A 23,542-nucleotide genomic window follows, 5' to 3' on the forward strand; every position below is an offset into this window, starting at 1 on the left:
CACGCTCCGCAATGCGCCTCCGGTCCGTTCTTGCCTTTGCCGCTGCGCTCGTGGTCTGCGTCGTTGCCACGCCCCCGGCCGCGGCGCAGGACCTGCTCATTCCGATGGACGAGCAACAAGAGAACCACCTGAAGGCCTACGGGGCCGTCTACGCGGCCCTCCAGGACGGCCAGACGGTCGACTGGCTCCTCAATCACCGCGGTGGGTCGTTCCTCGCCGAGGCCAGCGACGCCGTCCGTCAAGAGCTGCAGGTCCGCGGCGTCACCTTCACGGCCGTGAGCGCCGGCCAGGCGTCCAAGATCATCGCAGAGGTGGAGGCCGACGGCAGCAACAAGTCCGTCGTGCCTCTTGAGAAGGCCCCCGAGATTGCCGTCTACGCCCCGGAGGGGGCCGTGCCGTGGGACGACGCCGTCCGGCTGGCCCTAGAGTACGCCGAGGTTCCCCACGACGTGATCTACGACGAGGAGGTGCTCAACGGCGACCTCGCGTCCTACGACTGGCTGCACCTCCACCACGAGGACTTTACCGGCCAGTTCGGCAAGTTCATCCGCTACCGCAACGAGCCCTGGTACATTCAGAAGCAAAACAAGGCCGAGGCGGCGGCCGAGGAGTTTGGGTTCCGCAAGGTGAGCCAGCTAAAACTGGCCGTGGCCGAGCGCCTCAAACAGTATGTCTCGCAGGGCGGCTTCCTGTTTTCGATGTGCTCCGGCACCGAGACCCTCGACATCGCCCTCGCCGCCCACCAGGCCGACGTCGTGCCCGAGGAGTACGACGGAGATCCGGTGGACCCGAACGCGCTGGATCGGCTCGACTTCAGCAACACGCTCGCCTTTCGCAACTTTACCCCCAACCTCAACGCCCGCGAATACGAGCACTCCACCATTGACGTGGGCCCGCCGCCCCCGGAGATGCGAGACCCCTCGCTGGACTACTTCACGCTCTTTGAGTTCAGCGCCAAGTGGGACCCCGTGCCCAGCATGCTCACGCAGAACCACGTGGCGACCGTCAAGGGCTTTGTCGGGCAGGCCACCGCCTTCAACAAGGACGCGTTGAAAGAGGACGTGGTGGTTCTCGGGGAGGCGCCGGACCGTCCACAGGTGCGGTACATCCACGGTACGCACGGGCAGGGCACGTTCACCTTCTACAGTGGGCACGACCCGGAGGACTACCAGCACTTCGTGGGGGACCCGCCCACCGATCTTTCGCTGCATCCCAAATCGCCCGGCTACCGGCTTATTCTGAATAACATTCTCTTCCCCGCCGCCAAGAAAAAGAAACAGAAGACCTGACGTCCGCGGCGCGTTCTCTCCCTTCACCTTCCCTCCGTCGTCCCCGCCTCTATGAGTTCATCCCTCCCCCCCAAACCGGTCTCGGCCTCCGAGTGCAAGATGACCGAGATCGTTCTCCCCAACGACACGAACGGCCTCGGCAACATGATGGGCGGCCGGCTGCTGCACCTGATGGACAAGTGTGCAGCCATCTCTGCCCAGCGGCACGCCAACCGCGTCTGCGTGACCGCCGCCGTAGACAGCGTCGAGTTTCAGTCGGCCATCCGAAAGGGCGAGGTGGTTGTCATCGAGAGCCATGTCAATCGGGCCTTCCGAACGTCGATGGAGGTGGAGCTCAACGTATGGGCCGAAAACCCGCTCGAAGAGACGCACCGGAAGTGCAACCGCGCCTTTTACACGTACGTGGCCCTGGACGAGGACGGCGGCACGGTGCCCATCCCGGACGTATCCCCGGACACGGAGCAGGAGCAAGACCGCTACGAGGCCGCCGCCAAGCGGCGCGATATTCGCCTGGTGCTTGCCGGGCGGAAGGAGCTTGAAGACGCGGCGAGCCTCAAGGAAGACATGCTGACGGCACTACAACACTCGACGGATGCCCCTGCGTGAACCGACCAGAGCCACGCCGGGGCGCCGCCCGACCCGGGCACTCGCCTCACTGGTTGTCCTGGTCCTATTGATTGCCGCCACCGCCAGTCCGGCAACGGCCCAGCGACAGCCTGGGGCCCTGGGCGCCGGATTCCAGGTTGGACGCCCTGGGGGGCTCGCCCTCAAGTGGTATCGCTCGTCCCCGGCGGTGTACGACGGGATCATCAGCACCGACGGCGACGACTTCATCGTCGGCCACATGCATCGGCTCTGGGAGCGCCCCATCTCCGATTCGCCCCTCCACCTCTTCGCGGGACCCGGCCTGATGGTCGGCACGTCCCGGCTCACCCAGTCGCCCCGTCTTCGCCTCGGCCTGAGTGGCGAGGTTGGACTCAATTTTTACGCCGAACGCTTCGAGGTCTTCTTGCATGTGACGCCCGTCCTCCGGTTTTTGCCTAGTACCCACACGGCGGTTGATGGCAACGTCGGCCTCCGCTACTACCTCCGGTTCCCCTGACATCACGGGCGTCCCGCAACTGCCCTCATGCTGTTCAATCGTGTTCTCATTACCGGCGCCAACGGACTGCTCGGGCAGGCCCTGGTCCACCGCCTCAGTCAGAACCGCGAATACGACGTGCTCGCGACTGCTCGGGACGACACCCCCCGGTTTGAGGACGGGTCGTGTGGCTATACCCCACTCGACGTGACTCAGCCAGACGACGTGGCCCGGATCTTCGAGGACTTTGCCCCCAACGTGGTCGTGAATTGCGCCGCGATGACCGACGTGGGGGAGTGCGACGAACACCGAAGCCAGGCGTGGGCCGTCAATGCCCGCGCCGTCAAAACACTGGCGAAGCACTGCCGCACCAGCGGGGCCCGCCTCGTGCAGGTCTCCACCGACTTCGTCTTCAACGGCAAGCGAGGCCCCTACGACGAAGAGGCCCGCCCCGACCCCGTCAACTACTACGGGCGCACCAAACTGGCGGGCGAAAACGCCGTACGGGAGGCCGGGCGTGCCAACTGGGCCATCGTGCGCACCGTTCTGCTCTACGGCACGGGTCGGGACCTGCGCCGCTCAAACATCGTCCTCTGGGTTGCGGACCAACTGTCTCAGGGCGAATCCCTCCACATCGTCGACGATCAGCACCGCACCCCCACGCACGTCGACGACCTGGCCGACGGCATCGAGCGCCTGCTTCACCACGAGACGACCGGCATCTACCACGTGTCCGGGGCCGACATGGTCTCGATCTACGAGCTGGCCTGCACGGTGGCGAGGGAGTTTGGGCTCGATGCCTCCCTCATCGAGCCCGTGCCGAGCGACTTCTTCGAAGACGCCGTGGAGCGCCCGCCGCGCACCGGCTTCGTCATCGACAAGGCCCGAGACGAACTCGACTACGACCCGCGCCCGCTCGACGACGGCCTCCGTGCCGTCCAGGCATCCCTGCAGGGCTTCTCTAGCCCATGACTCCCCCTATATCGCTATCGCTTCTCTCGTCCGTCCCACTCTGGACCCCGCGCTCCCATGCTCAACCTCGACACCGTCCGCAACGATCCCCGTCGCGTCAAAGAAGCCCTCCGGGCCAAGGGCATCGGCTCTCCCGACCTCGTTGACACCCTTCTCGAAGTCGACGAGACGCGCCGGTCCACCATCACGGAGCTGCAGGACCTTCAGTCCCGTCAGAACGAGCTCTCCCAGCAAATCGGGACGCTGAAGCGGGAAGGCGAGGACGAGGAGGCCGAGGCGATCATCGAAAAGACCGGCCGGATGAAAGAGGAGATCAATCGCCTGAAGGAGGAAGTCCAAGAAGTGGAGGCCCAGCAGGAGGAGCTCGTGCTGGAGCTCCCGAACATTCCGCACCCGAGCGTCCCGGTCGGGGCGGACGAGGACGACAACGAGGTCGAGGAGACGGTCGGCGAAATGCCCTCGTTCGACTTCGACCCGGCGCCGCACTGGGAGTTGGCCGACCGGCACAATCTCGTGGACCTGGAGCGGGGCGCCAAGGTGGCGGGGAGTGGCTTCCCGTTTTACCTCGGGAAGGGGGCCCGGCTCCAGCGGGCCCTCCTCAACTTTTTCTTGGATCGCGCTCGGGAGCGTGGCTACACCGAAATGCAGGCCCCGCTCTTCGTGAACCCGGAGAGCGCAGAGGGCACCGGGCAGCTCCCGGACAAGGATGAGCTGATGTACGAGATTCCGCGCGACGACTTCTACCCCATCCCCACCGCCGAGGTGCCCGTTACCAATTTCCACCGGGACGAAATCCTCGCGGCCGACGACCTGCCCCGACAGTACTGTACCTACTCGCCCTGCTGGCGGCGCGAGGCCGGCAGCTACGGCGCGGACGTACGTGGCCTCAACCGCCTGCATCAGTTCGACAAGGTTGAGCTCGTCCGGATCGTCCACCCCGACGAGAGCTACCGCGCGCTCGACGCGCTTCTGGAGGACGCCGAAAGCGCGCTCGACGCCCTCGATCTGCCCTATCGCCGCCTCCTCATGTGCACTGGCGACATGGGCTTCACGCAGGCCAAGGTGTACGACCTGGAGGTGTGGAGTGCGGCGCAGGACCGCTGGCTGGAAGTATCCTCCGTCTCCAACTTTGAGGCCTTTCAGGCCCGTCGCGCACAGATCCGCTACCGGCCCGAGCCGGAGGCCAAGCCGGAACTCGTCCATACCCTCAACGGGAGCGGCCTCGCCTTTCCTCGCGTTGTCGCAGCCCTCCTCGAAAACAACCAGCAGCCCGACGGCACCATCGAACTACCGGAGGCGCTCCACCCTTACACGGGATTTGCCCGAATCGGAGCGGAAGACTGATATCTGCAGTGATCGATGCCCCGTGCAGGGAACCGGACAGGCCCCGCTCGCATCATGAGGCCCGCCCCACCCTGTCATGCCGGGAACGCCTGCTCCGGCTCGCCCTGCAGAAATGCCTCGGCCCGGCGAACCATCTCTTCGCTGCCAATGAAGAGCGGCGTGCGCTGGTGGAGCTTGTCCGGATCCTTTTCGAGGATGCGCTGGTGCCCGTCCGACGCCGCCCCGCCGGCCTGCTCGGCGATAAAGCCCATCGGGTTGGCCTCGTACATGAGGCGGAGCTTCCCCTCCGGACTGCCGTCCGTCGCCGGATACATGTAGATCCCCCCTTTCAGGAGGTTGCGGTGGAAGTCCGACACGAACGAGCCGATGTAGCGCGTCTTCGCAGGACGATTGGTTTCCGGGTCCTGCTGCTGGAGCCAGTCGATATAGTCCCGCAGCCCGCCCTCGAAGGAGTGGTAGTAGCCACTGTTGATCGAGAAGAGTCGGCCCCGAGACGGCGTCTGGATGTCCGGATGCGACAGCAGAAACTCTCCGATCGACGGGTCCAGCGTGAAGCCGTTCACCCCGTTGCCGGTGGTGTAGACCAGCATCGTGGAGGAGCCGTAGACGACGTATCCGGCGGCCACCTGCTCGGTCCCGGCCTGCAGGGCCGCCTCCGGATCCGGCTTCTCCTCGTCGAAGGCGTCTGGCAGCCGGTAGATGCTGAAGATGGTGCCCACCGACACGTTCACGTCGATGTTGGAGGAGCCGTCGAGGGGATCGAGGAGAACAATATACTTTCCGTCCCCCTCCTTCGAAACGGTGCTTATGGGGATCGCCTCCGCGTGCTCTTCGGAGCCGATGAGGCAGCACTCCCCGCCGCGCCGCAGCGCCTGCACAAACTCGCGGTGGGCGAGGGCGTCCATCTTCTGCTGGACCTCCCCCTGCACGTTTCGCTCGCCCGTGCTGCCGTAGACGTCGAGAAGCCCGGCGCGGCGCATGTCGCGGTTCACGATCTTGGCGGCCAGGCTGATGTCGCGCAGCAGCCGCGAGAACGCACCGGTAGAGTGCGGGAACGAGTCCTGGCGATCAAGGATGAATTGCTCGAGGGTTTGGAACGTGCCCAGGTCGTCTTCGGGGGCGCCGTCACCGGCGTGGGATGTGCGAGGAGATCCGGTCATGACGTGCGTGGATGGAATATGAAGAGGGAAAGTGCGGGGGACAGAGCCCTGTACCGAGCAAGATACAGGATTTCGGAAGCGGTTCCAAATGTGGGTGGCACCCTGGTCTTTTTTCACTGGACGAGCGCCCCAAGCTCAAGACGATCCGCAATCCGTCGAGTGTTCGGGGCGTCCGCGGGCCGCTTATCCAGATCCGTCAGCAGACGGTCCAGGTCGTGCGGTCGATCCACGTCGTACCATTGCGGGAGCACCGTGACGTCCGCCCCGGTCCGCCCGGCGCGGGCAAGCGTATCGGCACACACCTTAGAGTGGCTGTAGCTCATGTCGTCGAACAGCTGCGGGTAGAAGGCGCTCATGCCCAGCAGGTAAAACCCGCCGTCTTCGGTAGGGCCGATGCAAAGCGACGCCGGGTTCTGAAGGGCCTGATCCGCCCGTCGCAGGAACGAGCGAGGCAGGGTCGGATGGTCGCTCCCCATCACGATGACGCGCCCGTAGCCGGCCCCCAGGGTCTCCCGGAAGGCCTGCTCCATGCGTGCCCCGAGCCCGTCCCCCGTCTGTACGTGTACGTCCACGCCGGACGGCACCGCGTCGAGCTCTCCATCGGGCAGCGGCGGGGCCAGGTAGAGCTGCACGTCAGCCTCCAGCCGCGTGACCCGGCGCAGCGTGTCCCGCAGGAACGCCGTGTAGAGGCGGGCCGCTTCCGAGGGACTCAAGGTTGGTGTAAGGCGCGTCTTGACGGACCCCGGTCGCGGGACCTTGGCAAAGACGAGAACAGAAGTGTCCATTGGGTGTGGGACCCGAGGGGAAAAGGGCGCCGGAATGCCACGTCGCGCCCGGCGTCAGCGCATGCGTTGCAGGGTGGAGTGAAGGGTGTCGAGGGCCTCATCGATGTCCGGCTCGGTCGTCTTCGCCCCCAGTGAGAACCGAACGGCAGCGGCGGCCGTCGAGCGATCGAGCCCAATGGCCGTGAGGACGTGGCTCGGTTCCAGCGCCCCGCTGGTACAGGCCGACCCGGCCGAGACGAGCACGCCCTGCATGTCCAGGTTCAAGATCAACATCTCCCCGTCAAGGGGCTCCTCCTCGACCGGCGGAAAGGCTACGTTCACGACGTGTGGCGCGACGGGGGCCTCGTCCAGCGGCGTGTTACAGACGTACGGCCCGGGCACCGCGTCGTCGAGCCCTTCAACGAGACGCCGCTGAAGCCGGGACAACCGCTCTGCCCGTTCCTCCGCCTCCGCCACGGCCCGCTCTAGCGCCTCCGCCAGCCCGATGGCCCCGGCCACGTTCTGGGTACCGCCCCGGCGGTCGCGCTCCTGAGAGCCCCCCTCCACGAGCGGGCCAAGGTCGACGCCGTTGCGGACATACAGCACGCCAATGCCCTTCGGCCCGTAGAACTTGTGTCCGGAGAGGGACAGCAGATCCACGCCGAGGTCCTCTACGTCGAGGGGCTGCAGGCCCGCCGCCTGGACGGCGTCGCAGTGCAACAACACGTCGTGCTCGTCGCAGACCCTCGCCACGGCCGGGATGTCGTTCTGCACCCCAATTTCGTTGTTCGTGTGCATGAGGGACACGAGGGCAGTCTCCTCCTCAATCGCCGCTTCCACCTGTTCAGGGGTAACGGCGCCGTGGGTGTCCGGCGATAGAAGGGCCACGGGCCGCCCCTGCTCCGACATTCGCCGGGCCGGCTCCAGGACGGCCTTGTGCTCGGCGGTGGAGGTCACCAGGCCGGCCTCCGACCCCGTTGACGCCGCCCCCAAGACCCCCTTCAGTGCCAGATTATCGGCCTCGGTCCCCCCACTGGTGAAGACAATCTCACTCGGCTCGGCCCCCAGACAGCCCGCGACGCGCTCCCGCGCCTCCTCCATTGCGACCCGTGCCCGCCGTCCCATCTGGTGCACCGACGACGCGTTCCCGTATTCCTCCAGCAGGTACGGTTTCATCACCTCAAACACCTCGGGGTCGAGAGGCGTGGTGGCGGCGTGATCGAGGTAAACGCGCTCCATCAGGCGAAGGAAGTCGGTGCGTCGAGAAGATATAAGGCATGCGGAGACACTCCAACAATCTATCTTACGAAGCAGCGGGTCGGCTGATTCGGACGCGGCACGGTCGAATCCCGCATATTTTGTCGACCCTGCCGACGAACAATTTCAGGGGTTGGCATTTTCACCCGGCAACGTTTTTCAGTTTGCGACCGGCCTAGCATCTCCTTTTCCCACCAGCATCGTTGCTTCATGGATAAACTCGTCGTTCGCGGAGATTCGTCCCTTCAAGGCCCCCTCACCGTGAGCGGGTCGAAAAACACGGCCCTCCCGCTCATGGCCGCCACCCTCCTGGCGAAGGGCCCCTCTACCATCACCAACGTGCCGGACCTACGGGACGTGCGCACCTTTTCGAAGGTCATTCGGCACGGGGGGCCGGCGGTGACGTTCGATGCCGACGCCCACACCCTCTCGGTGGACGCGACCACCATCGAAACGCCGGTGGCGCCCTACGAGATGGTCAAAAAAATGCGCGCCTCCTTCTACATGCTCGGTGCGCTCCTGGGGCGTTGCGGGACGGCCAAGGTATCGCTCCCCGGGGGCTGCGCATGGGGGCCGCGACCGGTCGACCTGCACATCGAGGGCATGAGGGAGTTCGGGGCCGACATTGAGTTGGACGAGGGTTACGTGCACGCCTCCACCCCGAAGGGCGGGCTCGCGGGCGGCACCTTCCGGCTGGAGCCCGTGAGCGTGGGCGCCACGATCAACCTTCTGCTCGCCGCCGTAACGGCCCGGGGCGGCTCCAAGATCGAGAACGCGGCCCAGGAGCCGGACGTCGTGGCCTTCGGGCATGCCCTCCAGGAAATGGGCGCTCAGATTGACGGCCTCGGCACCCGGACGATTGAGGTGCAGGGCGTCGACGCGCTCAACACGGGCACCTTCCGCAACACGCCCGACCGCATCGAGCTGGGCACCTTCATCCTCATGGCCGCGACGGCCGCCGAGCCCGGCCACCCCGTCGACATCCACGAGGGCACCCACGAGCACCTGGGCCCGGACTTCAAGGAAAAGCTGGGCGAGACCGGGGTCGACGTGTCCTACGGCGACGAGACCGTGACCGTCGTGCGCCCCGAGACGATTCGTCCGGTGTCGGTCGAGACGTCCCCCTTCCCGGGCTTCGCGACCGACCTGCAGGCGCAGTGGACCGTCCTGCTGAGCTGCGCCGATGGCACGGCCACGGTGACGGACACAATCTACGACGACCGGTTCAAGCACGTGCCGGAGCTGCAGCGTCTCGGCATGGAGATCGAGGTCGACGGAAACACGGCGACGGTACACGGGGGCGCGCCGTTGAAGGGAGCAAAGGTCATGAGTACGGACCTCCGGGCCGGCGTCTCCCTCGTGATGGCCGGTCTGCTCGCCGAGGGCCGCACGGACGTTCTCCGCGTCTACCACCTCGACCGCGGGTACGAAGATCTCGAAGACAAGCTCCGCGACGCCGGGCTCACCATCCACCGCGAGGAGTACGACGAGTTTGCCGAGCCGGACCGGGCCCCTGCACAGGGGTAGCTCCCCAGCGTGCGACCGGTTACAGACGTCCGGAAGTCCGCCGGTAGGGAGGCGGGCGTCAAAACGAGGCGTTGAGCTGCACGCGCACCGTATGGATGGGGTCGGTCGTGGCGGGGGCGCGTCCATCGTAGTTCAGCGTGGCACGGAGGCGGTCCGTAAACGCGTACTGCCCCTGCAGCCCCCAGAGCAGCGAGGTGCCGGGCCCGCGTCCATCGGTCAGTTCGAACTGCGCCCGCCCGACGGCCGCCCCGTTGAGGTCGACGCGTGCCACCTCGGCGTTCGCCGTGAGCCGCAGGCGCCCCGCGCGGCGCCACGTCAGTTCGAGGGGCAGCGTGTACAGGTCGGCCCGTCGCCCCTTCGCCCGGTCCCGCTTGCGGGCGTATACCCCCGCCAGGGTCACATCGAGCGTGCGACGGGGCTGGTACGAGACGCTGGGCCGAATTCGGAGCGTACGGATGTCGAAGCTGCGGGCCTTGTCGAAGGCCTCGCTCTCCACCCGATCACGTTCCGACGTGCCCGTCGCTCGGAGACGCCAGGACGAGGCCGGGCGGAGCTGCCCCTCGACCTCCCACCGGTTCAGGAACTGCCGCTCGCCCCCCACGGCGCGCTCCGTGAGGCCCCGCACCTGCCGCCAGGAAACATCCAGGCCGTATCCCCGCTGCGCCCGAAACACTTCCAGGCGCTGCTCGAGCCGCAGTGACCCATCGGTCGTGCGCCCCGGCCGCCGGAATTCATCCGGATCCAGCCGGTAGAGGGCCGTGGGGCTGTCGGTCCGGCTCTGCTCACGGACCTGAACGCGCGTTTCGGTGGTGATCCGGCGCAGCCCCTGTTTCCACCACGCGTCCCCGTCCGGCCACAGGCGCCGGGGCCGCAGCGCGAGGCGGGTGCGCAGCTGCAGATCAACGACGGATTCGAGCGTGTCGGACGGCACGAAGCGCTGCACGTACGTGCCCTCGTTGGGGGTCGTCTCCGGAACGAACTCGTCGATCTGCTGCACACCGTCGCCGTTCGCGTCGCGCCACATGTATTGGCCCCGTTCGGGCGACGTTTGGACGTATACCTCGCGCTGAATAGGGGTGCGCTCGGTCGCCGCGTCGTAGAACAATCGAGCATCGACCGCCCGATCCAGTGGCCGGGCGCGCCCGTCGAACCGCATGACGATCGACTCGGTCTCGCGCCGCTGCTCGGTGCGCCGGAAGACATCGGTCACGTCTCGGCGTCGCAGTCCGCCCCGCACCGACACCCGGTACGGCGCCTGGGGATCGAGGGCGAGCTCCGTCTGGGCCGTCCACGTCCGCGACGCGTCCCGAAACGATCCATCCACGACGCCCTGCTCGGTGCGGCGCTCCAGGCTGCCGGACGCCTCGACGGGCCCGTTGACGTACGACACCCCGGGACGGACCTCTAGGAACCGAAACGACTCGGCCGTCAGGCTGTCCGTGGCGCGTGCCCGCTGGCGTCGGCGTTCCCGCCGCACGTTGAGCCGAGGCTCCAGGCGTCCCCCCCAGAGCGGCTGGCGCACCGTGGCCGCCTGTCGCCGCCAGGCGCCATCGATTTGCGCAGAACGGTCGGTGCTGGTGATGGAGACGGCCCGGAGTGAGAGACGAGGCCATCCGGGTTCTTCAACAGAGAGGGCCCCACGGCGCCGCCACGCCTCGTAGGCCGAGCCGACGGACAGCCGCCCGCCGCCCGCCTCCAGAGACGAATCGCTTCCCCAGTCGACGGTCACCTGTCCCTCGTCCACCGTCTCGTTGCCGCGATCTTGGAGGCGGCCCGGAAGCCCCGACCCGCCGCGCGAAAGATTCCACCGCCGTCCGTACTCGATGGGACGCGTCTGGTCGAACGTGACGAAGTTCTGCCCGCGCTCGCGCCGCCGAACCTGTCCCGACACCGTCCCGAGTTCCATGCTCCCCACTGTCATTGTCATCGGGTCGACCCGCACCCCCGCCGTGTACGCCCGCCCCCGATCATCATCCGCGTCACGCCCCGAAAATCGATTCTGATCATTCAGCGACCCGGCCCACTCCCCGAACACCTCAACGCCGGCCACCGGCTCGACCGATCCCGTCAGATCAACGAGGCGCTGACGGGTCGGGGCTGGAAGCGGCTGAACGGGGGCGTACGCCCCGCTCCCCGGCCCTGCGTACTCGTAGACGACCCCATTCGTCTCGGCCCCGGCGCGCTGGTAATCTCCTTCTCCGCTCCCCACCCGCGTGAAGCGGACCCGAAAGACCGGCGTATCCGGGGGCGGCGCGTCCTCCACAGCAGCGAAGATCGTATCCTGCGTCCCGTCGGGCGACGCGATCGGCTCGCGGCGGTAGTGGACGTAAGGCGCATCCGAATCGAACTCCACACGGCGCGCTCCGCTCCGGACCGCCGACTCGTCTCCGGCCCGCGCGAGGCGGAGCGAGTCCTGGCGGGACAGGTCGAAGGCCGTCTGAAAGTCGCGCCCGTCGGCCTGCCGGACAACCGTGGCCCCCACGTTGACCCGGGCGTCGCCATCGCTTCCCTGCCACACTCCCGCCGTCGCCCGCCCGCCGACCAGCGTCCGCGTGAACTGCGTCGTCGAGTACTGAAACTCGACGGTAATGCGCCGATCGTCGGTGATGAGGCGGTCGGCAGTGAATGTGATCTCGGCCTGCGTGTAGTCGATCACGTAGTCCTCAGTCTGGCCGCGCGTGAGGCGCTCCCCGTCTAGGAAAACACGCTCCGATCCCGCCACGACGATGATGGCCTCCTCCCCGTTCGCCCCTCGAAGCCGGTACGGGCCCTGGACCCCGTCGGTCGGCTCAAGGTCTTGGGTACGAAACTGGCCCCGGCTCACCGCCCCGAAGGCCGTGGCCTCCCCCTCCGCCAGCCCGGCGGCCGCGCCCAGTCCGTCACTCTCGACCAAGACGCCCTGCACCTTCTGCGAAAACGAGCCGAACGTCCCGCCGTCGAGGTTCACGTCCACGTCGCCGAGACGGACCCGTCCCTGAGGAGCATCCACCGACAGAAAGACACGGTCGAAGTCCTGCAGGCGCTGGGTCGTCCCCTCCGGCTGGATGGGTGTGTTCTCGTCGGTGAGTAGGGCCTGGACGAACACGCTGTCGGCCACCTCGCCCTGCAGCTGCATACGGAGCCCCGACTCCACGCTCACGTCGCGCTGCGTGCCGCCCACCACGCCCCGCGAGATCGAGCCGCTCCGCTGGATGTCGACGCCGGCGAAGGGATTGAACCCGGTGGTGTCGGGCCGCTCCTCCTCCACGACCACCGTCGCCGAGTCGGCCGTGGCACTCGTGTCCGGGGCCCGGCGGCGATACACCTCCTCGAAGGCAAACGGGTACGTCCGGTAGCGGGCAAACAGCGTGTCGCGGGCCCCAAGGAGGTCGTCCCGACGCACCCACAAACGCCCCGTCCGCGCCTCGATCCGGTACTCGGACGTGTCGAGACGCGTGGGGCCGACCCGAACCGTCTCGCTTCCCGGAAGCACAAACCGGCGCAGTTGATACGGCTGCGGCTGAAAGGTGTCGATCGTATCCCGGTGACGCCCAAGGTCTTTCAGCACCTGTGTCGTGTCCTGTGCCGCCGCCTCTCCCAGGAGCAGCCCCCCCACGCCACACAGCAGCAGCACCCGAACAATCGACGGAGCGTACGACACGAGCAGTACCGCGCCAGCGGAGCGAAACGATCATGAGCGATTCCCAGGGCGCCCTCTTCGAGACGGCGTTCGTCCTCCTGCCGCTACCAGGCCGGGCGCCGAAGCAGCCGCGTTTCGGTGAGCAGATACACGCGGTCCTGGTACGCAGCCACGTCGACGAGTGGCTCTCCGAGGTCGACCGTGTGCTCCGCGACGACGCCCTCCGATCGGTCCCACACGAGGACGCGGTGCGCGCAGACGATCCACAGTCGGCCGCGGTGGACGGCAAGGGCCTGTATGTTCGCAGGGGCGAGCCCGGCGACGCGGCGGCGGAAGGTGCCAAAGGCATCGTAGATGAGCACCGCCTCGCGGCCGGCGTCGGCCACATAGAGGCGCCGATCCGGCCCTGGAGCCAAGGCCACCGGATTCTGGAGCCGCCCCCCTCGTCCAGACACGAGGGATTGCGACCGCCCACCATCACTCCACTTCCACACTCGGCGGTCGCGTGCATCGAGCACGAACACAGCCCCCTCGTCGTCCTGCACCACCCCAATCGGCCGCCCGTCGCCCTGGACCAGGGTGCCTCCCCGTCCGTCCTGAACGGTCCACTCCGGGCCCGCCCGCCCCTCGGTCCGCCCAACGGGCAGCGACTCGAGATACTGTCCCTCCATCGAGAACCGCTGGACGCGCCCGTTGTAGGTGTCGGCCACGAGAAGGACCTGCCCGTTCGTCGGATCTATGGCCGAGGGCGTGTCGAACTCGCCCGGCCGCGTGCCCGTCCCGCCCAGGACGTCTCGGCGGGTGCCGTCGGCCTCGAACATGGCCACCACGTCGCGCCCCGCATCGGCGACGTAGAGGCGGCCTCGCGGATCGACCGCGAGCGCTCGCGCCTCCTCGAATCGCGCGAGGACCGGTTCTGCCCCGCGGTCCGGCGCCTGCGCACACGCTGGACCGACGGTCCATACGCCTCCGCACCCCCATAGCAGCAGGAGTCCAAGACCAGCACCTAGCAAATGGCGAGGACGCATGTATACAGAAGGAGTCTAGGACGCATCCAGGTGAGCCAGCCCCTTTTCGCCAATATCGCTCCGGTAGGTCTCGCCCTCAAACCCGACGCGGTCAACGCCGTCGTACGCTCGGCTGAGGGCCGCCGGCAGGTCTCGTCCGGTGGCGGTGACGCCGAGCACGCGTCCCCCACCGGTCACGAGCGTCCCCGCCGGCGTAAGTCGTGTGCCGGCGTGAATGACCGACACGTCCTCGAGGGCCTCCGCGTCCCCAATCCCAGTGATCTCGACGCCCGTCTCGTAGTCGATCGGGTATCCCTCCGAGGCGAGCACGACACAGGCCGCCGCTCCGGGCGTGGTCCGAAGGTTGCCGCCCTGCAGGTCGCCGTCCGCGAGGTTCCGGAAGACCGCGGCCAGGTCCGACTCTACGAGCGGGAGCACGACCTGCGCCTCGGGATCGCCGAGGCGGCAGTTGTACTCGACCACCTTCGGCCCTTCCTCCGTAATCATGAGGCCGCAGTAGAGCACCCCACGGTACGGCGTGCCTTCCTCCTGCATGCCCTGAAGGGTCGGCTCTATGATCTCGCGGCAGATGCGTGAGAGCAGCGTTCCGTCCACGATCGGGGCCGGGGCGAACGCGCCCATGCCCCCCGTATTCGGGCCGGTGCCCCCCTCCCCGATGGGCTTGTGATCCTGGGACGGCGGAAGAAGAACGTAGTGCGCACCGTCGGTGAGGGCAAGGACGCTCACCTCCTCCCCCTCCATCTTTTCCTCAATCACGACCTGATCGCCCGCCGCCCCGAAGGCCCGTTGGTTTACGATCTGGCCCAGCGCGTCGTGGGCGTCATCTAGGGTCGAGCACACGAATGCGCCCTTCCCGCCCGCCAGGCCGTCCGCCTTCACCACGACCGGGGCTCCCACGTCATCGAGGTAGGCCGCCGCTTCGTCGGCCTCCTCCGCGCCGAACACTCGAAACGATGCCGTCGGCACGTCGTGGCGCGCCATGAATTGATCGGCGAAGGCCTTGCTGCCCTCTAGTTGCGCGGCGGTCTTCGTAGGCCCCACGATAGGCAGGCCGGCCGCCTCAAATCGGTTAACGATGCCCTCCACGAGCGGCCGTTCGGGCCCGACCAGGGTCAGGTCGATGTCCTCCGTCTCCGCAAAGTCAACCAGTCCGTCCAGATCGGTCGCCTCCAGGCCGACGTTCGTGGCCTTCTGGGCGGTGCCGGGATTGCCAGGCGCGGCAAACAGGGCGGACACCTGATCGCTTTGGGCTAGGGCCTCGACGAGCGTGTGCTCTCGTCCTCCACTTCCGACTACGAGGATTCGCATACGGTTTTTGATGACTGACCGGGAAGAAGCAGTTACACTGAAACCTCCCCCCTCGCCGCGCCGTGCGGCAGGGTCCATTTTAGTATAGGTGACGGCATCCACTGATGCACACGCTCCTGTCTCGTTTTTCCCGCTGGTCATCCCGGATGCTCCGTCGCCGGAGTGGCGCCCGGCCCGTCCTCGCACTTCTCCTCGGCGGGATGATCGGGCTGGTGGCAGCCCCGGCGGCCGGCCAGGCGTTCCCGGGCGCCCCAGACGAGCCCGGTACCAACCTACGGGTGTACCCCCTCGCCACGTGGAGTCCACGGGTCGGCGTGGGCGCCGGGGCCGGACTCGTCGTGCACCACCTGGGGCGTCGGCACGCACAGGCCCTCCTTGCCGCGGCGCCCGCCCAGCACGAACAGGTGGCCACCGCGGCCTGGGCCAGTGCTAATCCCGACCGGGCCCGACAGTACGTGCTCGTGAGCGCACGGGGCCTCCATACAAACCGGGATTGGTTCTACGGACTCGGGCCCGGGTCGTCGTCCGACGCCCGGCAGCCCATTGAACGCTCTGCCGTGCAGGTCCGCGTTCGGGCCGGCCAGTACTTTCTCGACCGGCGACTGCTCCTCCAGCCCCACGTTGGCCTCTCGACACACCGGGTCGATCGCGTCCTGTCCCCTGCGGACCCGCGCCTGGACGAGGCGTCCCGGCAGCACCTCCGGCAACTGGCGAGCAGCCGCATCGGCCCGTTGTCCCCGAGCCATACCGGCCTGCGTGTGGGGGTCGACGTGCGGTACGACACCCGTTCCCCCCGTCCTCGGCCTACACGCGGCGTGCTCCTGAACGGCGGCTGGGAGCGGTACGGGTCGCTCTCGTCCTCCTTTGTGCAGTACGATCGCCTGGACCTCAGCGCCCGGGGATTGGTGCCCCTGGGCGGCGCACATCACCTGGCGGGACAGCTGTCGCTGGCCCACACCGTGGTGCGGGGCGAAGCCTCCGTTCCCTACTACCTGCGCCCGATGCTCGACGGCACCCGGGTCCCCGGACTGGCCCGGCACCGCTTCGTTGGCTCCGACCGCCTGATCGGCAGCGTGCTGTACCGCTTTCCCCTTGTCCAGCCCCTGGGTGTGGTTCGTCTCGGCGGCCACGTGGGCCTTCACGCCGCGAGCGTGTACGACGACGTGTTTTCCGACGCGGCCCTCGACGTTGCATTTGACGACGCCGCGGCCGTAAGCGACACGTCCGTTCCCCTACGGCCGGCCGCGTCCATCGGGCTCCGGATGGGGCTCTCCTTCCGCGAGGTGCCCTCCCTCGACCTTGCGCTCGGCATCAGTCCGGAGGGAGTGACGGGCGTCCGGTTTGCCCTGCAGCAGGACCTACAGGCCCTGCGTCCGCCTCTCCACCAGCTGCGTCAGCCATAAACCCGCGCTCCTCGTCCACTCGGTCGCTCCATCGATCCCTCCGTTTTCCATGCCGACCGTCCTCGTTGCCGTTCTCTCCGTCCTCATCGGAACGTATGCGCTTCTGGCGGGGGCCGCGGCGCTGGGTTTTCTCGCCGTCCGGGACAGTTCGCCGCCGAGCGCGCCTGCAGAGTGGCCGTCCGTGGCGGTCGTCCCTGTCCAGGCCAAGGACGTGGGACGCCTCCAGGACGCCGTACAGTCCTGCGAGTATCCCGCGGACCGCATCGAGGTTGCGCGTCCCGACGCCCCCCGCCCGCGGACGGACGGAGACGGGCTGGCCTCAAGCGATGTGACCCTGACGCTTCCCCCCACGGCCGACGTCCCGCCCACCTGGCCCCAATCGATGGTGCGGCGACGCCAACCCGACACGCCCGTCGTGATGGGGCCCACGCTGGTGGAGCACGACAACCTGTTTCTTCCCCGCCTGGAGGCCCTGCAGCACCTGGGCCGCCTGACGCTCCTCGGCGGAGCCGCGCATCTGGGGCTCCCCCTCGGCCCCGGCACGGCCAACCGGGCCCTCGATGCCGGGCCTTGTGCCTCCGACTCGACGTCTCCTGAGGAGTCTGTGCCGCCCTCTCCCCTTTCAGCCGCCACGTCCACCTTCAACCCGGAGCCGGAGGCCGCCGTGATGCGCGCGCCTGTCGACTCGTTCGCCGATCTTCTCCGGAGACAGGCCGAGTGGTTCCGTCACGCAATCCGCGCGTCGTCCCGGTTCGTGCAGGCCCAGGCCGCAGGGCTCTGGCTGGTCCACGCCGTGCTGCTTGCCTGCTGTGCCGTCGCCCTCGCGTTGCCCGCGTGGCGACAGCCCACCCTCGCCGCGCTTCTCGGCAAGATGGGGGCGGACGTGATGCTCACCCTCCCGGCCGCGTCTCACTTTGGGCAGCGGCGCCTGCTCCGGTCAATCGTCGCGACCGTCCTGATGCTCGTGCTCTCCATTCCTCTCGCGGGCGGATGGGCCCTGGCAAGCCCGTCTCGGACAGGGCAGTTCAAACGGGACGATCGTGGCAGAACGACGGTGACCTGATTTCCCCACCCGACTCGTGAACCAATCTCCGTCGCACGCCTCCCGCAATGCGCCTCCTCATTCCCTACCTGGCCACCCATGGCCTGCGCCCGTTCCACCGCTTCGTTCCGGACCTCCTCTGGCGGATCGAGGCGGAGGCCAAGACCGCGTACCTCACGTTTGACGACGGCCCGACCGAGGAGCTCACGGACGATCTGCTCGACCTGCTTGCGCAGTACGACGCGCAGGCCACCCACTTCCTCGTCGGCCAGAACGCGGACCGCCATCCGGACCGTGCCCGCGCCATTGTACGGGCTGGGCACCGCGTCGGCAACCATACCTACACCCATGTCGACCCCTGGTCCGTGCCCCACGAGCAGCTGCAGAATGAGCTCTCCCGCACCACACGGCGGCTGCAGTCCCTCACAAAAACCCGAGTCCGGGCGCTCCGCCCGCCCTACGGCCACCCCACGCAGCGGCTCCGCCAGTGGTGTGCGGCCCAGAACCAGCGGATGGTGATGTGGGACGTGATGCCGGGCGACTACCTGAAGACGGCCCGGGCCCGGCGGGTATCAAACTTCGTGGTGCGCCACGTGCGCCCCGGCTCTGTCATTGTCCTCCACGACAACCCCACCTGCGAAGACGTAACCCTCCCGGCCCTAGAGACCATTCTCCATACGCTGTCCGCCGAGGGCTGGACGTTCGACGCGCTCTGACAGCCCTCCCTCACATGAATGCAGAGCATGGGAGCATTCCCTAGATTCGACGAAGCCTCAGCGGGACTCTCGAACGAAATCGGAGTTGATCCGCGTGGCCTTTCCTTCTCAGCCCCTTCGAATCCTGTTTGCTCCCGACGCCCCGGACGAGACGGCCACTGAGGTGCACTGCTGCCGCCACGGCAGCATCCTCCCCCATGTTCTGCGCGAGACGCTGCGAGAGGTGCCGGTGGCGACGTGGCAAACAGCCGTCTCGACGGCTCGGTCCCCCGCTGGAGGCAGGCCTACTCGTCGAGTTGGTCGCGGAGCTCGACGAGGAAGGCCCGGAGCGCTTTCAGGTCGTCTTCGATTTCACTGTCCCCCTCCGCCCCGGCGTCCTCGCGTGCGATGGCCTGCCGTGCGCCCTCGATCGTGTACTTCTCGTCCTTCAGAAGGTGACGAATGCGTTCGACCGTTTCTACATCGTCCTTGGTGTAGACCCGCCGCCCGGCCCGGTTCTTTCGGGGACTCAGGACCTCGAACTCCTGCTCCCAATACCGGAGGACGTGGGGCTCCTGGTCAACGATTTCACCAACCTCCCCGATCGAGTAGTAGAGCTTCTCGATTTCGTCCTCAGGCATGAGCGTAGACGATCGGCAGAAAGGACGTGAGCGGAAGAGTTATGCTCCCCGTACGACACTGGGCCGTCACCGTTCGGGAGACACCCCGCCGGACTGATTCTCGTCGGTCGGGCTACGCCCCGACGAGTTCGAACGTCGAGCCGACGGAGGGATCCTTCTCGACCTCGATGCGCACCGGAAACGCTCGCTTGAGCCGTTCGAGGTGCGTGATGACGAGAATCTTCGCGAAGTCCTCGCGGATCGCCTGGATGGCCTCCACGAGGCGCTCGATCCCGGTCTCGTCCTGCGTGCCGAACCCCTCGTCGATCACGAGGGTGCGCACCCGCACGCCGCTGCGCTCGGCCAGCAGTTGCGCCAGTGCGACGCGGAGGGCAAAGTTGACCCGGAAGCTCTCGCCGCCCGAGTACGTCTCGTAGGGACGAGGCGCGCCGTGCTCGTCGGTGATGATAATCTCGAGCGTTTCCTTGGTGCCTCCGCTTTTCTTCTCCTTGAGGGTCTCGAGCCGCACGTGCATCCGGCCGTCGGTGAGCCGATCCAAGATACGATTTGCGCGCTCCTCGATGTCGGGAAGCGTTTCTTCGATGATGAGCGACGGGATGCCGTTCTTCCCAAAGGCGGCGCGGAGGTGCTTGTACCGCTGCCGGTCGGCAACGGCGTCTTGACGCTCTTCTCGGGCCTCCTTCAGGGCCTCCGTGTCCGCCGCGGCCTGCTCTAGCTGCGCGTTCAACTTGCCGAGGCGCTGCTGCAAATCGTTGAGCGCCTCTTCTTCCGCCTCCACCCGCTCCGACACGTCCTCTTGCTCGGCGACCACCTCAGGCTTGTCCTCCAACGCCGACTCGCACTCCGCGAGGCGTCCGGCCAACTCCTGTTTTTCCTCCTCGGCCGCTTCCATCCGGTCCCGAATGCGGGTGCGCTGCTCCGCCCACTCGGTGCGGTTTTCCTGGGCGTTGACGAGGGCGTTGTGGCGATCCGGCACGTCGCTCAGCTCCTGCAGTCGCTCCCGAATTTCTTGGAAGCGGTCCGGGTCGAAGTCGAGGTCGTCGATCTCCTCCCGCAGAGCCTCCATGTCTGCCTGTAGGTCCTCGGCCACGCGGTTCTCCTCCAATGCCGTCCGGAGCTGCTCGATCTTCTCGTCCCGCCCGTCCCGTTTCTCCGTCAGCTCCTCCCGACGCGCCGCTGCGCGCTCGATCTCGCCCAGCCGATCCGCGTACCGGTCGAACTGTGCCGCCCGGTTCTGCAGGGCCTCGAGGGCTTCCGAATCGACCTCCACGCCCGCGAGGCGCTGCTTGCAGGCCTGCCACTGCCGCCGTGCAGACTCTGCGTAGCGCCCCTCCGTGAGGCGCTGGTCAAGACGCTCGGCCTTTTCACGGTGGGCCGCAAGCGCCTCCGCCGTCTCCTCCAGCGACCGCTTCTGCTCCTGTGCCGTCGCGAGGGCCTCCCCGACGTCGTCCAGCGCCTCGCGCTTCTCCTGAAGCTGGCGGTACGTCCGCCGCAGTTCGGCCCGTTGCTCCTTTTCTTCGTCCAGTTGCGCCTGGGCCGACTCGATGGCCGTATCGAGCTCGTCGATGTGGGTCCGGAGCGTGGCCTCCGCCTCCTCCCGGTGCGTGTCGGTCAGCTCGGTGCCACAGGTCGGACACACGTCCCCGTCGGCCGCCCGGAACCGCCGTAGCTCCTCAACCTCCCGCTCGCGTTCGTCCCGGAGCGCCTCCAGCTGCCCCGCCTGTTCCTGCACGGCCTGGGACAGGATCTTCCCCTCCTCCTCGATCTCGGCCATGCGCTCGTCCAGGGCCGCCCGCGTCTCCTGCTTCAAGCGAAGCGCCTCGATCCGCGTCTCGATCTGCTCTCTCTCTTCCAGCGCCTCCGCCTCCTCCTCAATTTGGGACCGGAGGGTGTCAATCTCGCCCCGGAGTTGCTGGCGGGCCCCTACGATGGCCTCCCGCGCCTCGGCCTTCTGCTGCTCCAGCCGGTCTCGACGCCGACGCACCCGCTTCCGCTCGGGCACCCGCTGCCGGGCCGCCTGGGCCCGCCGCAGGCGGGTCTCTACCTCGTCCCGCTGGGTGAGGGTCTCCCGACAATCAGCCAGCGACTCTTCAATCCCGGACCGCTCGGCCACCAGTCGCTCCAGGCGGCGCTCGACGTCGTTGCGCCGCTCCTGAAGAGCAGACGCCGTTTCGTCCAGCTTCCGCTTCAGGACCCGGTGCCGTTCGCGCGTGTCCTCGAGTGCGTCCCGCTCTGCGACGAGGGACTGATGCTCTTCGTAGGCCTCCTCGATGGCCGTGCGGTCTTCTAGAAGCGCCTCGGCCTCCTCGATGCGCTCCGTAAGGGCCTCAATCTCCTCATGGTGCTCGTCGATCCGATCGTCCAGACCGGCCATCGATTCGCGAATGGACTCGGCCTCCCGGGCCGTTGCCTCCAGATTGGCTCGTTTCTGGGTCAGCGCCGTCTCCCGGTCGCGCAGATCAGAGAGGGTGTCCGTCTGCGCCTCAATGTCCGCCTGCACGGCCGCCCGCTCTTCTTCCCAGTCCGGCACGTCCTCCAGGGCCGTCTCCAGGCGCTCCACCTCCACCGTTGCCCGCTGCTGGCGCTCCTTCGCCTCGCGCCAGTGGTCGCGCGCCTCGTCTTCGAGCGCCTCGTACCGACCGAGGTTGAGGATGCGGGTAAGGATCTCCTTGCGCTGGCTGGGGCGCTTCTGGGTAAACTCGTCGGAGCGGCCCTGCAGAAGAAAGGCCGAGTTGATGAACGTGTCGTAGTCCAGCCCCAGCGTGTCCTCGATCCGTGCCTGCGTCTCGCGCTGGGTTGCCCTCGTGAGGGGACGGTAGCCATCGCCCGCGGCGTCGCTGAGCTGAAACTCAAGGTCCGACGAAGTGGTCTTGCCCGTCTCCGATCGGGAGAAGGAGCGGACCACCCGGTAGCGCGTGTCTTCAAGGTCGAAGGTGAACGAGACCTGCATGTGCCGGGTCCCGATCCGGATGAGCTCCTCATCGGGCTTGCGGCGGCCGCTCGACTTGCGCGCCTCCCCCCAGACGGCCCACGTCATGGCGTCGAGAAGGGCCGACTTGCCCTCCCCGTTGCCACCGGACAGGCAGGCCACGTCGAAGTGATCAAATTCGAGGGGCGGGGCCTCCGTGCCGTAGCTCAGGAAGTTTTTCAGTTCCAGACGGACCGGGACCATGCAGGGGACAAGCGCGGACGAGAAGACGAGACGCCGGTGGGACTACGGGAAATTCCCGATGCGCCCGCGCTGTTTCCAGGACGCGCCGTCTCACCGAAATTCCACGGGCGTCACGATCACGGTTGCGTCCACCACGTCGGTCAGCTCCCGGTCGCGCAAGCGATCATTGAGCTGCGCCTCCGCGGCGTCGGCAATCCGGGCCCGCTCCGGTGCGTCCAGGGCATCGTCCGCCGCCGCCAGGGCGGAGCGGTCGGCCTCCACGTTCAGGTCGGCCTCCACCCGTTGGCGCGGCGCCCCCGGCACCCGGTCCCGTACGAGACTCAAGTCGACGGCAAGCGTGCAGTCCTCCGCGCCTGCACCATCCAGGATCTCACGGGCCGTGTCTTCAATCGCCCGCTGCAGATCCTCCGCGAGCTCTGGACGCAGGCGTCCGTTCTCCTGCACGAGGCCGCGGATGGTATCGAGCTCAACGTCCCCGACAATGTGGAGGTCGATCGAGATGTCGCTTCCAAGAACGGGCATAGGAACGAGCAAGGTTGATGAACCCACATGCATGAACGAACCGGTACCGCCAAATACACACCTTCATTCGCGTTCTTCCCGAGTGCCCACACGAGCCTTATCCCGCGTCACTAGACGTCGGAGCGGAGGCCCGAGCGGGTGCTCTCCGAATCGGACGACTCCGGGACCGCATCCATACGGGACCGCACCTGTCGGCCCAACTGGTCAGCCGCTCGTTTGGCCGCGGGAAACCAAGACTCGGTCGCCTCGATCGTCTTGGGCAGGAGCTGCGCGACCGGGCGGTAGAGCGCCGAGTCGGTCCGCGTTTCCTTCTCCGGAAGCTCCAGGCCGGCGAGGACCAGAAAAAGCAGGCTCAGGAGCAACGCCGCCTTTGCCCCGCCGACCGCTCCCCCGGCCGCCCGGTTTAGAAATGAGAGGGACAGGGTGTCGAACAGCTGCTCCAGGAGCCGAGCCAGGACCAGAAACAGGAGATAGACGCCCAAAAACAGCACCGTGAAGCCGGCGAGCGGCGCGACGGACTCGGCCAGGCCCAGGCTCTCCACGATGAGGGTCCCCACCGCCCCCATAAACTCCACGGAGAACAGAAGCGCGGCCACGAGCCCCAGCAGACTGGCCGCCTGACGCACGGCCCCCACCAGGTACCCACGGATGAGCCCCGCGAGGAGGATGGCAAGGATAAGCCAGTCGAGCACAGTCAGCATGTCAACACCGCCGGTGA

18 protein-coding genes and 1 pseudogene are annotated in these 23,542 nt (G+C 67.3%); 9 read left to right on the forward strand and 10 right to left on the reverse strand.

Going from position 1 to position 23,542, the window contains the following annotated elements; genetic code table 11:
• Positions 1 to 11 precede the first annotated feature (11 nt).
• Genes OJB03_RS10540 through serS form a run of 5 tightly spaced genes read left to right on the forward strand, consistent with a single transcriptional unit; the run spans position 12 to position 4,686 of the window.
• A complete protein-coding gene (locus tag OJB03_RS10540) occupies positions 12 to 1,289 on the forward strand; it encodes an asparagine synthetase B (protein WP_263787222.1) in 1,278 nt (425 codons plus the stop codon).
• A 51-nt stretch (positions 1,290 to 1,340) separates the two neighbouring features.
• Positions 1,341 to 1,895 (forward strand): acyl-CoA thioesterase, encoded by a 555-nt coding sequence (locus OJB03_RS10545; protein WP_263787224.1) that lies wholly within the window; start codon positions 1,341 to 1,343, stop codon positions 1,893 to 1,895.
• On the forward strand, positions 1,882 to 2,391 hold the full coding sequence (locus OJB03_RS10550) for an RNA polymerase subunit sigma-54 (protein WP_263787227.1): 510 nt from the start codon (positions 1,882 to 1,884) through the stop codon (positions 2,389 to 2,391). The genes OJB03_RS10545 and OJB03_RS10550 overlap by 14 nt, the downstream gene beginning before the upstream one ends.
• Positions 2,392 to 2,418: 27 nt before the next feature.
• Positions 2,419 to 3,342 carry a dTDP-4-dehydrorhamnose reductase gene (gene rfbD / locus OJB03_RS10555; protein WP_263787228.1) on the forward strand — a complete coding sequence of 308 codons (924 nt, stop codon included), beginning with the start codon at positions 2,419 to 2,421 and terminating at the stop codon, positions 3,340 to 3,342.
• Between the two features lie 57 nt (positions 3,343 to 3,399).
• The gene (gene serS, locus OJB03_RS10560) at positions 3,400 to 4,686 is read left to right on the forward strand and encodes a serine--tRNA ligase (protein WP_263787230.1); all 1,287 of its coding nucleotides are present in this window, start codon (positions 3,400 to 3,402) and stop codon (positions 4,684 to 4,686) included.
• A 74-nt stretch (positions 4,687 to 4,760) separates the two neighbouring features.
• On the opposite strand, the gene fbp is transcribed toward serS, so the two are convergent.
• From fbp to OJB03_RS10575, 3 genes are all read right to left on the reverse strand, one after another.
• The gene (fbp, locus tag OJB03_RS10565) at positions 4,761 to 5,846 is read right to left on the reverse strand and encodes a class 1 fructose-bisphosphatase (RefSeq protein WP_263787232.1); all 1,086 of its coding nucleotides are present in this window, start codon (positions 5,844 to 5,846) and stop codon (positions 4,761 to 4,763) included.
• A 113-nt stretch (positions 5,847 to 5,959) separates the two neighbouring features.
• Entirely contained in the window at positions 5,960 to 6,631 is a 672-nt protein-coding gene (locus OJB03_RS10570) for a TIGR04282 family arsenosugar biosynthesis glycosyltransferase (protein WP_263787234.1), read from the reverse strand.
• 54 nt (positions 6,632 to 6,685) lie between these two features.
• Positions 6,686 to 7,849, reverse strand: coding sequence for a cysteine desulfurase family protein (locus tag OJB03_RS10575; protein WP_263787237.1), 1,164 nt, complete (start codon positions 7,847 to 7,849; stop codon positions 6,686 to 6,688).
• A 228-nt stretch (positions 7,850 to 8,077) separates the two neighbouring features.
• Here OJB03_RS10575 and murA point away from each other — a divergent pair, with 228 nt between their 5' ends.
• A complete protein-coding gene (gene murA, locus OJB03_RS10580; RefSeq protein ID WP_263787239.1) occupies positions 8,078 to 9,394 on the forward strand; it encodes a UDP-N-acetylglucosamine 1-carboxyvinyltransferase in 1,317 nt (438 codons plus the stop codon).
• A gap of 58 nt (positions 9,395 to 9,452) precedes the next feature.
• On the opposite strand, the gene OJB03_RS10585 is transcribed toward murA, so the two are convergent.
• From OJB03_RS10585 to purD, 3 genes are all read right to left on the reverse strand, one after another.
• Complete coding sequence (locus OJB03_RS10585; protein ID WP_263787241.1) at positions 9,453 to 13,034, reverse strand: hypothetical protein; 3,582 nt, start codon at positions 13,032 to 13,034, stop codon at positions 9,453 to 9,455.
• An 83-nt stretch (positions 13,035 to 13,117) separates the two neighbouring features.
• A complete protein-coding gene (locus OJB03_RS10590; RefSeq protein ID WP_263787243.1) occupies positions 13,118 to 14,041 on the reverse strand; it encodes an NHL repeat-containing protein in 924 nt (307 codons plus the stop codon).
• Between the two features lie 15 nt (positions 14,042 to 14,056).
• Positions 14,057 to 15,349, reverse strand: coding sequence for a phosphoribosylamine--glycine ligase (purD, locus tag OJB03_RS10595; RefSeq protein ID WP_263787245.1), 1,293 nt, complete (start codon positions 15,347 to 15,349; stop codon positions 14,057 to 14,059).
• A gap of 146 nt (positions 15,350 to 15,495) precedes the next feature.
• On the opposite strand from purD, the gene OJB03_RS10600 reads away from it, so the two are divergent.
• The 3 genes from OJB03_RS10600 to OJB03_RS10610 are packed head-to-tail and all read left to right on the forward strand — an operon-like array spanning position 15,496 to position 18,510.
• Complete coding sequence (locus tag OJB03_RS10600) at positions 15,496 to 16,752, forward strand: BamA/TamA family outer membrane protein (RefSeq protein WP_263787248.1); 1,257 nt, start codon at positions 15,496 to 15,498, stop codon at positions 16,750 to 16,752.
• A gap of 49 nt (positions 16,753 to 16,801) precedes the next feature.
• The gene (locus OJB03_RS10605; protein WP_263787250.1) at positions 16,802 to 17,815 is read left to right on the forward strand and encodes a hypothetical protein; all 1,014 of its coding nucleotides are present in this window, start codon (positions 16,802 to 16,804) and stop codon (positions 17,813 to 17,815) included.
• A 47-nt stretch (positions 17,816 to 17,862) separates the two neighbouring features.
• Positions 17,863 to 18,510, forward strand: coding sequence for a polysaccharide deacetylase family protein (locus OJB03_RS10610; RefSeq protein ID WP_263787251.1), 648 nt, complete (start codon positions 17,863 to 17,865; stop codon positions 18,508 to 18,510).
• 284 nt (positions 18,511 to 18,794) lie between these two features.
• Here OJB03_RS10610 and OJB03_RS10615 read toward each other — a convergent pair whose 3' ends face one another.
• The 4 genes and pseudogenes from OJB03_RS10615 to OJB03_RS10630 form a co-directional block, all read right to left on the reverse strand.
• Complete coding sequence (locus tag OJB03_RS10615) at positions 18,795 to 19,130, reverse strand: MerR family transcriptional regulator (protein ID WP_263787253.1); 336 nt, start codon at positions 19,128 to 19,130, stop codon at positions 18,795 to 18,797.
• Positions 19,131 to 19,386: 256 nt separating this feature from the next.
• Positions 19,387 to 22,302, reverse strand: a pseudogene (locus OJB03_RS10620) (SbcC/MukB-like Walker B domain-containing protein); the annotation flags it as partial.
• A gap of 90 nt (positions 22,303 to 22,392) precedes the next feature.
• Positions 22,393 to 22,824, reverse strand: coding sequence for a hypothetical protein (locus OJB03_RS10625; RefSeq protein ID WP_263787256.1), 432 nt, complete (start codon positions 22,822 to 22,824; stop codon positions 22,393 to 22,395).
• Between the two features lie 110 nt (positions 22,825 to 22,934).
• Positions 22,935 to 23,525 carry a CvpA family protein gene (locus OJB03_RS10630; protein WP_263787257.1) on the reverse strand — a complete coding sequence of 197 codons (591 nt, stop codon included), beginning with the start codon at positions 23,523 to 23,525 and terminating at the stop codon, positions 22,935 to 22,937.
• Positions 23,526 to 23,542 lie beyond the last annotated feature (17 nt).

The organism is Salinibacter grassmerensis, from assembly GCF_947077765.1.
Lineage (GTDB): Bacteria > Bacteroidota > Rhodothermia > Rhodothermales > Salinibacteraceae > Salinibacter > Salinibacter grassmerensis.

Bases quoted from the DNA above. Each gene is read 5' to 3' on its own strand.
- OJB03_RS10570 (WP_263787234.1), bottom strand. From the start codon at position 6,631: ATGGACACTTCTGTTCTCGTCTTTGCCAAGGTCCCGCGACCGGGGTCC.
- OJB03_RS10600 (WP_263787248.1), top strand. From the start codon at position 15,496: ATGCTCCGTCGCCGGAGTGGCGCCCGGCCCGTCCTCGCACTTCTCCTC.
- OJB03_RS10625 (WP_263787256.1), bottom strand. From the start codon at position 22,824: ATGCCCGTTCTTGGAAGCGACATCTCGATCGACCTCCACATTGTCGGG.
- rfbD (WP_263787228.1), top strand. From the start codon at position 2,419: ATGCTGTTCAATCGTGTTCTCATTACCGGCGCCAACGGACTGCTCGGG.
- serS (WP_263787230.1), top strand. From the start codon at position 3,400: ATGCTCAACCTCGACACCGTCCGCAACGATCCCCGTCGCGTCAAAGAA.
- OJB03_RS10550 (WP_263787227.1), top strand. From the start codon at position 1,882: ATGCCCCTGCGTGAACCGACCAGAGCCACGCCGGGGCGCCGCCCGACC.
- OJB03_RS10610 (WP_263787251.1), top strand. From the start codon at position 17,863: ATGCGCCTCCTCATTCCCTACCTGGCCACCCATGGCCTGCGCCCGTTC.
- OJB03_RS10540 (WP_263787222.1), top strand. From the start codon at position 12: ATGCGCCTCCGGTCCGTTCTTGCCTTTGCCGCTGCGCTCGTGGTCTGC.
- OJB03_RS10605 (WP_263787250.1), top strand. From the start codon at position 16,802: ATGCCGACCGTCCTCGTTGCCGTTCTCTCCGTCCTCATCGGAACGTAT.
- purD (WP_263787245.1), bottom strand. From the start codon at position 15,349: ATGCGAATCCTCGTAGTCGGAAGTGGAGGACGAGAGCACACGCTCGTC.
- OJB03_RS10545 (WP_263787224.1), top strand. From the start codon at position 1,341: ATGAGTTCATCCCTCCCCCCCAAACCGGTCTCGGCCTCCGAGTGCAAG.
- OJB03_RS10590 (WP_263787243.1), bottom strand. From the start codon at position 14,041: ATGCGTCCTCGCCATTTGCTAGGTGCTGGTCTTGGACTCCTGCTGCTA.
- OJB03_RS10630 (WP_263787257.1), bottom strand. From the start codon at position 23,525: ATGCTGACTGTGCTCGACTGGCTTATCCTTGCCATCCTCCTCGCGGGG.
- fbp (WP_263787232.1), bottom strand. From the start codon at position 5,846: ATGACCGGATCTCCTCGCACATCCCACGCCGGTGACGGCGCCCCCGAA.
- murA (WP_263787239.1), top strand. From the start codon at position 8,078: ATGGATAAACTCGTCGTTCGCGGAGATTCGTCCCTTCAAGGCCCCCTC.
- OJB03_RS10615 (WP_263787253.1), bottom strand. From the start codon at position 19,130: ATGCCTGAGGACGAAATCGAGAAGCTCTACTACTCGATCGGGGAGGTT.
- OJB03_RS10575 (WP_263787237.1), bottom strand. From the start codon at position 7,849: ATGGAGCGCGTTTACCTCGATCACGCCGCCACCACGCCTCTCGACCCC.